Origin of the sequence: Paenibacillus sp. EKM206P (assembly GCF_011066155.1) — a bacterium.
In the GTDB taxonomy this organism is placed as follows: Bacteria; Bacillota; Bacilli; order Paenibacillales; family Paenibacillaceae; genus Paenibacillus; species Paenibacillus polymyxa_D.
In genome coordinates this window covers 545,070-561,331 of sequence record NZ_JAAMNQ010000002.1, presented here as the reverse complement: position 1 = coordinate 561,331, position 16,262 = coordinate 545,070, and the positions used below count along the sequence as shown (strand labels likewise).

The 16,262-nt window shown below is 41.2% G+C and carries 8 protein-coding genes; all 8 read right to left on the bottom strand.

The window, feature by feature from the left end:
- Nucleotides 1-102: 102 nt before the first annotated feature.
- Nucleotides 103-1,305, bottom strand: coding sequence for a methionine adenosyltransferase (gene metK, locus G9G53_RS06300; protein ID WP_013312298.1), 1,203 nt, complete (start codon nt 1,303-1,305; stop codon nt 103-105).
- A gap of 334 nt (nt 1,306-1,639) precedes the next feature.
- Entirely contained in the window at nt 1,640-1,930 is a 291-nt protein-coding gene (locus G9G53_RS06295; RefSeq protein ID WP_069009997.1) for an alpha/beta-type small acid-soluble spore protein, read from the bottom strand.
- A gap of 143 nt (nt 1,931-2,073) precedes the next feature.
- Nucleotides 2,074-2,652 (bottom strand): hypothetical protein, encoded by a 579-nt coding sequence (locus G9G53_RS06290; protein ID WP_165146201.1) that lies wholly within the window; start codon nt 2,650-2,652, stop codon nt 2,074-2,076.
- A gap of 45 nt (nt 2,653-2,697) precedes the next feature.
- Entirely contained in the window at nt 2,698-4,230 is a 1,533-nt protein-coding gene (locus tag G9G53_RS06285) for a stalk domain-containing protein (protein ID WP_165146199.1), read from the bottom strand.
- A gap of 99 nt (nt 4,231-4,329) precedes the next feature.
- Nucleotides 4,330-6,723, bottom strand: a complete 2,394-nt coding sequence (locus tag G9G53_RS06280; protein ID WP_165146196.1) for a copper amine oxidase N-terminal domain-containing protein — start codon at nt 6,721-6,723, stop codon at nt 4,330-4,332.
- A 540-nt stretch (nt 6,724-7,263) separates the two neighbouring features.
- Nucleotides 7,264-8,610 (bottom strand): efflux RND transporter periplasmic adaptor subunit, encoded by a 1,347-nt coding sequence (locus G9G53_RS06275; RefSeq protein WP_029514603.1) that lies wholly within the window; start codon nt 8,608-8,610, stop codon nt 7,264-7,266.
- Between the two features lie 19 nt (nt 8,611-8,629).
- Nucleotides 8,630-11,767 (bottom strand): efflux RND transporter permease subunit, encoded by a 3,138-nt coding sequence (locus tag G9G53_RS06270; protein ID WP_165146193.1) that lies wholly within the window; start codon nt 11,765-11,767, stop codon nt 8,630-8,632.
- Between the two features lie 352 nt (nt 11,768-12,119).
- Nucleotides 12,120-16,139, bottom strand: coding sequence for an S-layer homology domain-containing protein (locus G9G53_RS06265; RefSeq protein WP_165146190.1), 4,020 nt, complete (start codon nt 16,137-16,139; stop codon nt 12,120-12,122).
- Nucleotides 16,140-16,262: the final 123 nt, after the last annotated feature.

Below are 16,262 nucleotides of genomic sequence, written 5' to 3'. Positions count from 1 at the left end.
AATTCGTACTTAACAGCGAAACACATCAAAAAAAGACTGTTCATGCAAAGCATGAAACAGTCTTTTTGGGTTATTGCTTTTATTTTGATAACATACGAGGAATTACAGCCCCGCTTGTTCTTTTAGAATTTCAGCTTTATCTACGCTCTCCCATGGTACATCCAAATCTGTACGTCCAAAGTGACCGTAGGCAGCAGTTTGCTTATAAATTGGACGACGCAGATCCAACATGCGAATAATACCTGTTGGGCGCAGATCAAAGTTATTTCGGATCAATTCAACCAGCTTCTCATCACTCACTTTACCCGTACCGTATGTATCGACGTTAATCGAAACAGGCGTAGCTACACCGATGGCATAAGCAAGCTGAATTTCCACTTTGTCTGCCAATCCAGCTGCTACGAGGTTTTTCGCTACATAACGAGCAGCGTAAGCAGCGGAACGGTCCACTTTGGTCGGATCTTTACCGGAGAATGCTCCCCCGCCGTGACGTGCATAACCACCATACGTATCCACAATAATTTTACGACCTGTCAGACCTGCATCTCCTTGAGGACCACCGATAACAAAGCGTCCTGTCGGATTAATGTAATACTTGGTTTGCTCATCCAATAATTCGGCAGGAACAACTGGCAAAATAACCTTTTCTTTGATGTCTGCTTGAATTTGCTCCAAAGTAGTATCCTCCGCATGCTGCGTAGAAACTACAATAGCATCAATACGAACAGGTTTACCATTTTCATACTCTACCGTTACTTGGGTTTTACCGTCAGGACGAAGGTAATTCAGTGTTCCATCCTTACGCACTTCAGACAAGCGCCGTGCAATACGGTGAGACATAGCGATAGGTAAAGGCATCAACTCCGGCGTCTCGTTCGTAGCAAAACCAAACATCAATCCTTGATCTCCAGCCCCAATGTTTTCCGTTTCTTTATCTACTTCAGCAGGATCACGGCTTTCCAAGGCAGCATTAACCCCTTGAGCGATGTCCGGCGACTGTTCATTCAAAGAAGTCAATACAGCGCAAGTATTATAGTCGAAACCGTATTTCGCACGTGTATAGCCAATTTCCTTAATCGTATTACGTACAATGGATGGAATATCCACGTACTCCGATTTGGAACTGATTTCACCAATGACGAGAACGAGACCAGTAGCTACCGATACTTCACATGCTACCCGTGCATTAGGGTCATTAGCCAGAAAGGCGTCCAATACAGCATCGGATATCTGATCACAGATCTTATCCGGATGGCCTTCTGTTACAGATTCGGACGTGAACAAATGACGGCCTTTTACAGACATGAATTTCAACCTCCCACAATTAAAATACATGAGGATTTAATAAAAAAATCCTGACATGGTAATGGCATTATTCAGATACCTTCAAGCCATCAAATGGCGGGAGGTATCTTGTTACACCTGATTAATAAAAAATGAACCTTCTCCGGTAGGAAAAGGTTGCGTACAAGCCTCAAATGCCATGATATCTTATTTAAAACAAGGTGTCAATTCGTGTCACCCAATGACAACATTCGAAATTAGGGTAAATCTACATGCAAACCATTTTTGATTTACATGTAAATTACCCCAGATTTTACGCTACTATATGTTCAAAAACTGTAGAAATTATTGCAACTTACAATGTACCATATTCAGATAAGCTACGTTCAGCAGATTGTATCAGTCGCTTAGTAATTTCACCACCAACCGAACCGTTCTGTCTTGAAGTTAAATCACGCCATGCTACATTCCCGCCCCCCGCAAACTCCCCCAATTCTGCAGCAAATTCACTGTCAGCCTTAGGTTGTATATGTGTATATTGGGGATTATAAACAGGTAGCCCAAACTCAGCAGCAATTTCATACTTCAAATCATCTAACCTGACACGACTCTCGGGAATTAATCGTCTTTGACCTCTTGACGCCATCTCGTATACACCCTCCACTAAATGTATTGTCTTTCATGGGGTTAGTGTGCAGCGATTAGGTTCAACTTAGCCAAGAACAATTTGCTATCCCAAACAGTATTTAAGAAAAAGAGCCGCCGAAAGCAGCTTAAATACAAAACAGTTTACTGAACAGAATAACCGCCTCGTACCATAACGACCAGACCAAACTTCTGACCTTCTTTTACTTGAATACCTCTTCCTTCTCTAGGAAACGATAATAAATGATTTTTTTCGACAGCCTGATTATGAACAATTTCCGTTCCAGAAGTAATATCAATAGCCCCACTGGCATCCATACTATACACAACAGCATAACCATTACGTAAAATAAATTCCGAGCCTGCTTTGGCAATCAGTTTTTGACCAGGCTTTACATCAACAACCTTTAAAACCTCTGTCTGCTCTGGTGTGGAAGTTTTTCCTGCACTAGAAGTTCCTGACGCCGTTGTGTTAGAGGTAGCGTTTGTCGCTGGAGTAGGCGAACTAGTCGTTTTACTACTCGTGTTACTTGCGGGCACTCCACCTTTGATTGCCTGGGCAATTTTTTGGTCAACATAGCTTTTGGTTACGACTGGATCATCAGCTGTACCAGGTTGTCCAGAACTGGAGGCTCCGTTAACTGAATTGTTCATTAAGGAGCCTGCTACAATTCCTCCCCCAAGTAAAGCTGCAGCCAACGATACTTTATAGCGTGATTTCATGAAGTCCTCCTACAGCAGGTTATAGCAAGTATAGTTAAGTTTTAATTATTGCGCGCTTGCTCCAGTGGAACCTTGCATAGCCCAAGGCTTATTGAAAGCCACCTTCAAAGTATCAATACTTGAAACTATATCTTCCGCCTGTTGCTCAGCAGTAGTTACTTTCAAATTAGCTTCATAAACCTGAAGCTCTGTAGCCAACCCAACATCAAATTGCTTCTTAGCCATATCAGCCGCACTTCTAGCACTCACTAAGCCAGCTTGAATCTGTGAATATTGACTTTCCAATGCTTTGATATTGTTATAAATTGTTCTTACAGCTTCTTCGAGTTGTCTCTTTGTGCCTTCTGTAGCATATTGAGCTTTTTCAACATTAAGTTGTTCAGCTTCATAAGGGGTATTTCCTGGAGTATTGAAGTTGTAAAGCTTCAAGCTCAATTCAGCCAAATCCACTTTTTGCTCACTCAACCAAATAGCAGTACTGCTAGTAAGTACTTGGCTTACTTTTGTCTCTACATTATCTTTAAATTCAGAATAGACAGGCTTATCCTTCAGTTCATAACGTTGCTCTGGTTTGTAACCAATCACTTGGTTCAAAGATACATATGCACTATCTAAATCTTTTTTTGCCTTCTCTAAAGCAGCTTGATTTTGAGTCAACTGATTAGTCGCTTGCGTGACCTCATAATCACTCGACATTTGATTATCTCTTTTAATTTGTGCAACTTTAAGCTTGCGCTCAGCATCTTCGATATTCAAAGCAGCCAGCTTAACGGCATTTTGCTTTTGAAGGAGCTTATTGTAAAGATCTTTTACATTATATTCAATACTTTCTTTGGTCATTTCCAGATTCTTCTTGGTAGCCTCATAATTAAGGTTCGTTTGGGCATAACCTTTGTAAGCTTTATCTTGACCCTCATTACCTGCTTCTGCTGGAACAAAGTCAATATTTTTGCCTGTCTCTTTTAAAATTTTTCCTGCCTGATCAATACTCACTTCTCCTGTTTTCACTGAAGTACTATCAGCAATAGCCAGTTTGACTGCATCGTCATAGGTCAAGGAGTTATTATAGTAAGTATCATAAGTAACTTTGGTCACAGGAGCTGCAAGTGGCTTACTAGACAAGCTATTGGTGTCAGTAGCACTACCACTACCTTGATTCGAAATGGTCACTGTTCGTGTAGTCTGATCCCAATTTACTTTGGCGCCTAATGATTGGCTCACAAAACGTAAAGGAACGAGTACTTGACCCTTTTGAATTTGAGTAGCTGCATCAAGCTGTACAGGATTACTATTTTTATAAGCAAGTTTAGAACCAACATTTAAAGTTAACGTATCGTCATTTTTAGATGCTGTCACTTTTTTAGCTTTGCTATCCCAATCGACTTTCGCACCCAAGCTTTCGAAAACTCCACGCAGAGGCACCAAGGTTGTATTTTGACTAACAACCGGGGACTGGGTATATTGCTGAGTTACGCCGTTAATAATAACCTTTATATCACCTGGTTGAGCTCCTGCAAGACTGGCGAACGCAGAAGAAAGAACCAGTGTGGACAGTACTGCCACTCCAAAACGTTTCATAATTTCTCTCCTTTGTCAATAAGACTAATAAAAGAAAAGGGCTCCAAAAGGAACCCTCTTCTCATCTAATTCAGTTAACTCAAAAGAGTTGCTCTTAAATTAGTTTTTGTTTTCAACAGTAACTGTTTTTGCAGTTGCATCATAAGTGATGGATGCATCCAGCGCTCTGCTCACCCAAGCGATTGGCAGTACAGTACGGTTTTTGTTAGTTACAGCTTTAACGTCCATACGAATCACAGAACCGTTAACAGTCAACAGGTTTGTGTTCAGTTTGATTTGAGCAACAGTGCTACCTTTGATCAGGGTAACTGTGGAAGTTGCTTTGTCAAACAGGATGTTTTGTGGGGATACACCCAGAGCTTCAGCTGCATAACGTACTGGCAAGTAAGTGCGTCCGTTTTCAGCATAAGCAGCTACTTCTGCTGTTTTAGTTTCGCCGTTCACAGTGTAGGAAGTACTTCCCAATGTGAAGACAGCTTTAGTTTTAGTAGCACCTGGAGCTGGAGTTCCAACAGTTGCGATTGCTACTTCAGCAGCTGCAGTGTTGTTATCTTTCCAGTTTTGAGTGTTGTCAGTTGCGCCTTTGTATGCAGTGTAAGATACTGCGCTACCTTTCAGCTTAGCAACGATGTCGCCTTGAGCTACAGTACGGTCAACAGTCAGCTTAGGAGCCGAGATTGTGATTGTACTTGGAGTAGCAGATTCGCTGTCGATGTAGAAGCTCAGACGGCCTTTGTTGCTTTCGCCGTAAGTATCAGTAGATACGCTCTTCACTTTAACGTCACCAGCTGTAACTTTTACTTCTGGAGTAGAAGCAAAACGTACGCCTGTTGGCAATTCCAAGATTACTTCACGGCTACCGTCTTTCTTAACGAAAGCTTCTTTAGCAGCTTCAGTGATTGTGATATCGCCAACTTGTTGGTCACCCAGACCGATTGTCAGGGTTGGTTTGGAAGCAGCAGCCAGAGTAACTGCTTGTTTCACAGTTGCAACCTTAACATTACCGCTCAGACCTTGGCTACCAGCAACTTCAACGTTCAGATCACCGGAGAAACCAGGTTGCGTAGCAACTTCAACGTTTCTCAGTTTCAAAGTACCAGCGTCAGTTGTGCTGTTAGGGTTGTTGAAAGTCAGTTTCAAAGTACGTTTGTCAGAGTCAGTGTAAGATACCTCTGCTCCACCCAATCCGTTAGTATTTTCCATAGAACCAGCGAAGCTGTTTCCTGGGTTGTTACTCTTGAAAGTTTCCTGCCAACGAGCACCTTCAGGCAGACGCAAAGTCACAGTACGTCCTTTTACAAAGGATTTAGCAACAGTTTCTTTAATTACGATGTCGCCAACTTTTTGTTCGTCATGTCCAGCAAGGATAGTTGTTGGAGTAGCTACAGTAACACCACCACCGATTTCGCCATAGTTACCAACAACAAGAGAGCTAACATCAGTTGTTGCATTACCAGAAACGCTAACAGTAACATCGCCTTGTTTAGCATTTGTTTCATCATCTACATGGAATTTAACTGGCAATTGGAAAGAATTTTGTTTGGAGCTTTTCACAGTATCTTTCAATCTTACAGTAAGAGTATCACCATCGGATTTAGCATCAATGTCAGCAGCTTTTATATCACCAAAAAGAATTGCTGCTGTACCAGAAGCATCCCATTTAAAACCACTTGGCAATTTCAACTTGATGTAGTTACTACCTGTCAAAGAACCTGCAGTTTCCTCTTTAACTTTCAATGTTGCAGTGAAGTTATCTTCACTAGAAACTGTATCGTTTGCAGCAAGAGAAACTTGACCGGAAGAAACAACGTTTGCGATTGTAATTTCGCCACTAGTCAAACCACTATTGGAAGCAGCATCAATTGCTGCTTTAACTGGACCGTTACTTGGACCAGCTACATTAATTCTACTGAAGTTCAAGAAGAGAGTAACATCATCTTTAATGTTATCTTGACCCGTAAAAGTAATTTTTGCAGAGTTTACATTAACTGGTTTACCATCAGTGTCATAATTGTTGATGATTGGATCAACTTTAATACCAGTATCTTTATTATCATCAAAATCAGCGTATACACCTAAGCCATAAGTAGCATCACTTACACTACCTGGGCCATTTTGTGTTCCAGTTACACCAGCAATTTTCGCAACATCACTGCTGTTAAAATAAAAACCTTTAGGCAAAGTAACAGTAAAAGAAGAGCCATCTCTTACAGAAGCTTTGCTCACTGTAATTTTCACTCTGCTATCAAGATTAGTGAAGTTTTCAGCGTTTCCACTAATAGTAGGAGTATTCACAGTTGTGAAACTAGAAGATGCATGGATTGCAGTTGGTGCAGTCAATGCTGCGATTGGAGCTGCTACACCAGCAACCAATGTTGCTGTTGCCAGCACGTTGATCATTTTTTTATTAAACTTTGTCATAACCTTTTTTTCTCCTCCTTGAATATAACCAGAAATATTATTTTTGTCTTTTTGTCGGATCTTGTCACTCATCAGTCGTTACACCTCCTTTCCGAGCTTTATGAGAACCCTTATAAAATGATATCTGTGACAATATCACAGAAGCTTGGAATCTAGTTGAAAGAAAGCGTCCATTTATGACGTACTCCAGTATTATACAATGTGATAACAATGCAGTAAAGATTTTTTTTAGCGAATTTTGTCTTTACGCTTTTGTACCCCTTTGTTTCATACTCACCCAATTAGACGTAGCATGGGTTCAAAAAGTTGCGTCTGTTTCAAAAAAAAAATTATTTTTTTGAATTATGTATTCCGCTTTCCACAGTCATAATTATACTATTGAACCTGTTCCTCCGTCATCCTACAACTTTTACCTTATCAACCTTAAATGTACAAGGGTTATTTTCGTACATGAAATCGGCCTTTAATGGAGTATATTCGTTAAGAATTATCCATAGAATATATAAAGTACATAAAGTCTATAGATTCCCTTGAAATCTAATACTCTAATACACTTTAGGTAGTAGAAATGACGGAGTAACAGTGATTTACCGTAAATATAGCCGCGACAAATTACTTCACTACATTAATCTTCGCGCCATCCGTAAGCAGACTAACGCCCTTAACGACAACATTTTGTCCTTCAGCAAGCCCCTTGGTTACCTCAACCTGTTTGGCACTTTCCTGGCCTGTCTGCACCTCTACCCGCTTAGCCACTGTTCCTTCCACTACATAAGCATACTTTTTCCCTGCCTGCTCCGTAATGGCATCCTGCGATACCAAAATGTTTTTAGGAGCTTCTGATTTCATGTATACAGTTACAACCATCCCTGATTTTAATTCGCCAGAACCATTAGGAACTGATACCTCAACAGGGTATGCCTTCAGATCATTATCCATTACCGGATTGACAGCCGATACTTTGGCCTCAATTCGCTTATTTAACGAGTCCACGCCTACAGTCACAGATGAACCCACCTGCATCTTGAGAAGCTCAGATTCAGAAACGTTAACTTTAGCAATAATAGGATTGGTATTCGCTATTGTAGCAACCGCGGATTGTGCACTAACCATTTGCCCCTGGGTTCCTGTTACTACCGATATCGTACCGGAAATCGGAGCTTTGACCACAGTATCCACCAGTTGGCTACGTGCTGTGTCTAAACTGGACTTAGCTTGATTGACAGAAGCACGAGCTACGTCAATGCCTGTTTTCTGTTGGGCAAGACGTAATGATTTTTGAGCATTGCTATATGTTGTTTGCGCACTTTGCTTGGACGTTTGTGCATTGTGAAGTGTTATCTGCGCATTCTCCACTGCAGTTAAAGCCCTTCTATGCGCTATTTGAGACTGCTCTAACTCAGATTGTGATAGAGCACCCGCACTAAACAACTGTTGGTTGCGGTTGAGCGTATTTTGAGCATCACGCACGGAACTCTGAGCATCGACCAGACTGGTCTGAGCTTGGGTGATGGTGTTGTCTTGCTGGACAAGCGCACTTTTGGCTTGATCCACGCTGGATTCTGCCTGCTGTACCGATTGCGCCGCACCTGACTCTGCTTGTTTTAAATTGGCCAGGGCAACCTGGTAAGACTCCTGGGATTGCTTAATCGAGTCTTGCAAGTCCTTTTGGTCTATAGTAAACAATGTGTCGCCTTTATTTACTTTTTGGCCCACTGTAAGGTTAATACTTTGAATTTTACCACTAATTTTCGGAGACACCTGAGCTGTCTCTTTGGGAGCAAAGCTTCCAATAATACCTGTTGAATCGTTAATACTACCTTTAGCCACTTTTGCTACTTGAACTGGAATGGCTTGCTGCGCCGTAGTCGGTGCGGCAGGGGCCTCTCCCCCACCGCAACCCGCTAATGCAACTGATAAAAGCAAAGTTGTAGCAATCAGAGCACTTTTTTTATTCATTATGTTTCTCCACCTCACCTTATATATGAACACTTTTTTGTAGTTTCGCTTCTTTTTTTAATTCTCTCTTCGCTTGTCTTTTTAATTTCCGATTCTTACGTTTTTGTATCATATTATCCATGATGACGTAGACTACCGGAATAAGAATCAATGTAATAACAGCTGCGAAGGATAACCCGAATACAACAACAACTGCCATCGGTGCTTGTGTTTCGTTACCCTCTCCTGTAGCGAATGCCATTGGGATCAAAGCTAGTACAGTAGCCAGCGTGGTCATCAAAATCGGACGCAACCGCTCAGACGCTCCATGAATAATAGCTTCATCCCGATCTTGGCCGTCTTTTCGGAGCTGAATTATAAAGTCAATCATAACTATGGCATTGTTGACGACCAAACCGACGAGCATGATGTAACCCGTCAAAGCTGAAACGCTGAGGCTCGCCCCGGTTACAGCTAAACCGATAAGCACACCAATTACCGTAGGTGGAACGGAAAACATAATAACAAACGGTGTGAGCAACGATTCGAACTGTCCTGCCATAACCATATAAATGAGCACGACAGATAGCAAAATAGCTATCGCCAAGTTCATGAAAGACTCCAGCATTTGTTCATTTTGTCCACCACCCGTGTCTGCACTGTAGCCTTCTGGGAAGTGAGTACTCTTCAAAAGAGCATCTATTTTTTGATTAATAGTAAGAATATCCCCTGTTCCATCAATATCAGCTGTAATCTGTACTTGACGTGTCTGGTCTTCACGAGTAACAGTATCGGGTACAGTCCGTTTATCAATACTTACTACGGAAGACAAAGGTACATCAATACCTTGCGAAGTGGTAATCCGTAAGGCTTTAAGATTTGACAAATCATGGCGGTTTTGCTCTGGCAACGATATCTTCACATCAATCTGATCTTCACCTGTACGATAGCTTGTGGCGACTGATCCATTAAAAGAAGTATTCACTGCTGATAAAATTTGAGTTGCTGATAAGCCATATCGACTCGCAAGCTCCCGATTAACGGTAATCTCATATTCTTCGCGAACAGCACTCAAGGTACTTTTCACATTGACCGTACCCGGTATGTTTTTTACGTCCGCAACGAGATTGTCTGAAAGTTCTCTCAGGACGTCAATATCGTCACCTTTTAAGTTAATATTAACAGCCGCTCCGCTTGAAAGGCCTGTTGTAGACGCCATTGTAATCTCTGCATCCGGAATGCTATCAAATTTCTTACGAAGGCCCTCAACTACACCATCTGTTGGCTGATGTCCATCCTTCAGCGTTACGCTTAGATCCGCCGAATTAGTTGGAGCTGCCCCTGAATAACCAGAATTGCCACCAGAACCAACAGTCACTGTCATTTTATCTAGATCCGGAACTTTCAAAATTTCTTTTTCTATATCTTGAACAACCTTTTCCGTTTCTTCCAAGACCGTTCCATTAGGAAGTTTCACGTTAATTGTGAATTCCCCAGTATCGGATGCTGGGATAAATTCAGCCTTAACGAAAGGAACTAGAGCCCCAGCTGCCACAAACATTAATAAAGTAATAATTAACACAGATTTTCTATGGTTAATTCCCCACTTCAGTATACGGCGATACCCACTCTTAAATTTCTCGAAGCCAATATTAAACCACATAATAGGGTTAACACCCTTATAAGTACCTGAAGAATAAATGGATTCATCTGGCACGGTAGGTAGCCAACGTGAGCCCAGCATCGGCACAATCATAAGGGATACAAGCAAGGCTGCAATGTGAGAGAAAATAACTGTTAACGCCAACGGTTTAAATAGAACTCCCGCAATTCCGTCAACAAAAACAACTGGTAAAAATACTACGATCTGCGCAAGTGCAGATGCCATAACGGCATTACCCACCTGCTTGGAGCCATCAATAGCCCCTTGTAGCATGCTTTTCCCTTCATGTCGCTGTCTAAAAATATTCTCAATAATAACAACCGCAAAATCGACAAAGGATCCTAACCCCAGAAGCAAACCGCTCAGTGAAATAATATTAATGGTTTGTCCGGTGAAATACATCATCATAAACGTAGCTACGAAGGAAATTGGAATAACGATAGTAGCAATAATGGTAGAACGTATACTATTCAAAAATAACAGCAACACAATAGCTGCGATAATAACTCCCAATATAGCATGCTCTACTAATGAGTGTACGGAGTCGCTAATGGGTTTGGATGCATCTGTTACCATCTCCAATTGAGTTCCCGGAGGCAATTCCTTCCGTATCGAATCTAAACTATCCTTTACAGAATCGGCGATTGAAAGGGTATTCCCCCCTGTAGCTTTAGTAACAGAAATATTGATACTTGGCTTTCCGTTATAGGTAGAAATGGTTGTAACATCATCCAAGGAATCTTCAACTTTCGCGATGTCCTTTAGCTTAATGCTTCCCTTCCCTACTGGAATTGGCGTTTCACCCATTTCTGAAACAGCTTTGTATTCACCTTGAACCCGAAGTTGGATTTCTGTATTGCCTCGGTACACCGAACCAGCAGAACCCGCTACGTTATTAGACGATAGCGCTTGGCTGATTTGATCTAACGTAATGCCATAGCTTTGAAGTTTGGCTTGATCTACGGTAATCTTCACAAGCCGAGTTTGCCCACCTGACATGTTGGCTGCAGCTACTCCCGCAATTCTTTCAAGCCGCGGCTCAATAATATCTTCAGCAATAGGCTTCAACTTGTTAATATCCTGGTCTCCTGTAAGAGAGAGCGTAATAACCGGCGTTGCGTTGAGATCCACCTTAAGGACACGCGGCGAATTAGCCGCCTTGGGAAGAGACCCTTTAACCCCATCAACTTTATCTCGCATGTCGAGGGTTGCTTGATTGATATCTACTCCCCAGTTAAATTGAATCATGACCATAGATGTTCCTTCTGAAGACTCGGACATGACTTTATCCACGTTCTCAATAGAAGCCAGACTTTTCTCAATAGGTTTAGTAACCAATTCCTCAACTTCTGTAGGCGTTGCATTTGGAATACTAGTCACCACTGCAGCGAATGGCAGCTTCATATCCGGCATTTGCTCTACAGGAAGTCTTAACGCAAAAATACCGCCCCCGATTAACAAAGCAATAATTAACATAAATACTGTTACAGGACGGCGTATTGAAAACTGAGACATCTCATCACTCCCCACTCACTTCTCTATGTAATATTTAAGCACACACATCCACTACTACGATGAAATAAGCGTAAAGTTTCAGATAAATGCGCAAAAAAAACATATAAAAAAATAATAAACACATTTTGAGATAAAAGCTTAAAAAAAAGAAATTAATTACAGACGTTTAAGCTATATCCAAAATAAAAAACGTTGTAAGGCTAATCCAAAGTTCTTACCTCATTGATATTATGGCATAGGCCCTTAATTCCAGTCAAATAGCTGATTTATAAAAAACATCCCTCTCATGTATATGAAAGGGAATTTCCATTTCGCATGGAGGGATGTTTAATAATTTCAGGTGTTTTGTTAATTAGATTTTAGGAAGCAGCTTTTTATCAGCCATAACTTTAGCTACAATAATGGCTGCATCTCCACGCAAGGTCAGAGAAGTAGGATTAAACATATATCCTTTTTTCAGATCGCTTGCATCAACAGGTGAACCCGTAATAAAGCCTTTCTTGGCAATAGCCAACACAGATGCCTGTGCATAGTAATCAATTTTGTCCGCATCTTTAAAGGTCTTAGACAGATTCTTCATGATCTTGTCATGATCTGTTTCAAGCTTCAAATTCAATGCCTTAGCGATAATGACTGCTGCATCTTGGCGTGTGATTACATCTTCCGGCATAAAGATTCTTGGTTGCGAACCTTTGACAATACCAGCGCGTGCAGCTGTTTCAATATAACGATAATCATAGAGCGCATCTGCTGATATCGTATTTGGAATAGACACGTCGTCAAAATGCTTCGCTCCGCTGAAATTAAGCGGAATTTGCAGACCTTTGACGATCATAGACGTAAATTCGCCTCTTTTAATGTAGCTGTCAGGTCCAAAGCTATTAATTGGATCCATTGGGTTCATGACACCTTTAGCCAAAATGGCTTCGATGTAATCTCTGGCGTATTTGTGCTTAATGACATCACTATACGTTTCTCCAACTTTAGCAACTACATAGTAACCGAAACGATCAAACGGTACTTTAATGGTGTGTTTTTTCGGATCCACCACACCACCAATGTTCTGCCAGTCTTTAAGATCAGAATCAAAATAGAACACCGACATTTGTTTCCCTGCATCTTGAGCAATACTACTATCATACGTCAGCGTCAATGTAGCACGCTTGGAAGGTACTAACTCGTTAGATGGGTCACGCCAGTAGAAGTTTTTGATCTTGCTGCTGTCATTTTGCGACTTGTTAGCCAATTGATAAGGATCAGCACCATATGTCACTGGATCGTAAGCATCCGTTTTGATATCATCTGCGGTACCTGGGTCAATCCAGAATACTGGACTGGACTTGGTAAAACGACTTGGGAAATCCCGGTTGAAGTATCTACTTCCGTCTGCAATCAAGCTCCGCATATCGGACAATGCTTTTTCAGTTTCAAATTCATGACGGTCTACCACACCATCTTCGCTATTTGCTATCGCAAAGTACAAAGTATGCCCAGAGAAAACCTGGTTTTTGAATTGCTGTGGTTGATCGTAATCCCGGCGAATTAGACTCGTTCCCTTCGCAAAAGCAAGTGTAAGATTACCATCGAACACTTTGTGCGATGTTTTCATCGCTTCCATGTACTGCTCGCCAGGAATATTTGTAGGCACATATTTAACAGTAATGGTCTGTTTCAGTTTTTCTTTGCCTACTGTAACCACTACGTCAATTTTATTATCTTTGTTGGCTTTTAGACCTGTTACGATGGCTTTGTAAGTTGATGGGTAATCAACGGTACCATCATAGTCAGAATCAAATCCTTCTTGAACCGCTTTTTCCTTACCTACCATAACACTATCTGCGTTACCTGCGTTCACAACAACTTGCACAAAGTTTTGATTCACGATTCTCTTTTCAGGGAGCGGACGCAAAATATCAAAAGATGTAGATTGACCTGATACTTGCAGTCGGAAAGTAGCAAATGGTCCGCTCTTGCCGCTATTGTACAAGGTAATGTTATAAGCTACTGGTGTTCCATCTTGCGAAATAGTTTGGTTTTTCAACACAAAGCTGAAATACTTTTTGTCCGGATGGTAGTACACAAGCAGGTCTTTTAAATCTTTATTAGTAAATTTATCTGTAGTAGAACCGGAATTGTATGTTGTCTTAGCATCTTCTGCTGAGAAAAACTCGTTACTCAACGTCCAGTTGAATTCACTGTCATCCGATCCCTTAATCTCCAAAATATATTGATCTTTATTGGCAATATCACTTAACGAACCATTTACCTGATCTGCTTTACCCAAATCGGCAATACTGAAAGTACCAAATACATTGATATTTTTCAGAGATGTATTGTAGTTAGTATCATCCACTTTGGTGAAATTAGCATCTTTTGATTTCGGAGCAATTTCGCTATACTTCGGTGTATTGCTCAAGCCGCTAACTGGTGTAAAAGGGATGATTCCTTGTGTATTTGGAACAGGAATTACTGGAATATTCGTCTGTGTAAAGTTTACTTTTACCGTATTGCTGTACTCAATACCTGGCTTGTACACAAACTTGATTTCATTATTCCCGTTCGCCAAGGCATTGGCTGCGGCTGTCTCTGAGGAAGCAGCAAGCTTGAAGTCCGCTCCTGAACCATCCAGATCAACCAATACATTATTAACATACAGGAATACATTTCGGTTACTTCCAGTGTAATGAATATCCGCTGCGTTGCTCACATCAAGCAATTTACCTTTAAAGTAGCCCAGTTGAGTCAATTTATAGGTATTCAAGTTTGAGCTGGATGTATTTAACGGAATTTGTTGCCCATCATAAATCGTATCGTATTTCATGAACGGACCCTGCAACAGATTCACCGTTGCTTTAATTAATTTGGTCGAGTCGCCATTCAGGTAAAAATTCAGTACGTTTTGTCCTTCTTTAGGCAAAGTGTCTACATAAGCAACGATTTTCTTCACTTGTGTTGACTTACCATTGATTGTCCGAATCACATCTTGAGGTGATCCTACAGTATGAACTGACACACCAGAAAGTTCACTAATTGAAGAAGGTGCACCGTTAACAACGATGAACTCCATACCAACAGGAACAGATGGAGCATCTGTAGTCTTGTTCTTCATAGAGCTTCCAGTTAATTTCAGAGCTTCATCTATAGCAGCTGCTTGATCAGACCCGCTTCCCTTAATTCTGCTCAACAATTGATTATTAAAATCAGGAAGATAGTTAATATCATCAATATACGGCTGAGTGCTGCTGCGCAATGTAAATTGGACAGCCGATGGAGCTGGAGGTGTACTGCTATCCGTATAGGTTATGCCCAGAGATGCCCTGGTCAAATGATCAATAACAGCTTCTGAAGGTACAGTCACCTGAAATGGATATACTTTATAACCATTTGATGTAACCACATTTGCAGTATCAATTGTGGCATCAACTCCAGTCGCACTACCCACAGCGCTACCATTGTTACTCACATCGGTAAAACGCGCATTGATTGTGGCAACTCCTGGATCGGTTGGACCGCCTGGCACCAAAACATTACCTTTTAAAACCACACCACTTGTAGACGATACGGTAAAGTCAGGCGAAGTGGTCAGATCGGCAGAAACATTCCCATCCTTATTCAAGGTCAAATCAGAGAATTCCGGTTTTCCCGTATAAATCGTAATTTCACGTGTAACTGTAAGAGCCTGAGTTCCGTTATTCACTTTAATATTCACTATATTTTTACCTGGACTGAGTACCACACTACCTGTTAGTTTATAGCCAGTGTAAGAGGATACATTATACGTATTACTGCTTTTTGCAGACGTAAGCGTTACACTGTCGGCATTAGGCGCCGTACCTTGAATGACTACTTTAACATCATCCGTACCGCTATTGCGAGCGTCTGTTAACACAGCTGTCTGGTTCTCTACTAATTGTTCTGTTTCACCATTCAGCGTAGCAGACAGATCATAAACCTTGGGTCCATCCTGGTACTCTACGTAAATAGAATCCTTCATCTCAGCCGAGTTTTGGCTACTTTGGAATGTAATTCGGTTCAAACCAGGAAACAGTTTGATGTCTGTAATTTGAAGTGTAGAGCCACTGACCGTAATTCCGCCTTTTTGACTCTCATTTTTATTCACCACATTAAGGGTCGTTCCATTTTTAGAGAGCTGGAATACACTATATGATATCGTGCTTCCGTTCACTCCGTTAATCGTACCGTTAACTGTAATACGGTCGGTGTTCACCGATCTGGCCGAATCCGCATCATACTTCTCATTTGGAAAAATGAAATAAGTTCCTGTCGCAGCATGAGCCGTACCTACCAGGGCCGCCGGCACCAAGCCAATGATGAGACCAACCGTCAGCAACATGGATAGCAATCGTTTCAAATCATTGTCCTCCTTTGATTCTGTCGCACCTTGGGGTACGTAATCATTCAATACTTTTTTTATCGGTAGTAAACATACAAAAAATTAGTAAATTCTCAAAAAAGGAGGGAGTTTTTTTACAGC

Excerpts from the sequence above, each read along its gene's own strand:
- G9G53_RS06270 (WP_165146193.1), bottom strand. The coding sequence starts at position 11,767 with ATGTCTCAGTTTTCAATACGCCGTCCTGTAACAGTATTTATGTTAATT.
- G9G53_RS06275 (WP_029514603.1), bottom strand. The coding sequence starts at position 8,610 with ATGAATAAAAAAAGTGCTCTGATTGCTACAACTTTGCTTTTATCAGTT.
- G9G53_RS06285 (WP_165146199.1), bottom strand. The coding sequence starts at position 4,230 with ATGAAACGTTTTGGAGTGGCAGTACTGTCCACACTGGTTCTTTCTTCT.
- G9G53_RS06295 (WP_069009997.1), bottom strand. The coding sequence starts at position 1,930 with ATGGCGTCAAGAGGTCAAAGACGATTAATTCCCGAGAGTCGTGTCAGG.
- G9G53_RS06290 (WP_165146201.1), bottom strand. The coding sequence starts at position 2,652 with ATGAAATCACGCTATAAAGTATCGTTGGCTGCAGCTTTACTTGGGGGA.
- G9G53_RS06280 (WP_165146196.1), bottom strand. The coding sequence starts at position 6,723 with ATGAGTGACAAGATCCGACAAAAAGACAAAAATAATATTTCTGGTTAT.
- metK (WP_013312298.1), bottom strand. The coding sequence starts at position 1,305 with ATGTCTGTAAAAGGCCGTCATTTGTTCACGTCCGAATCTGTAACAGAA.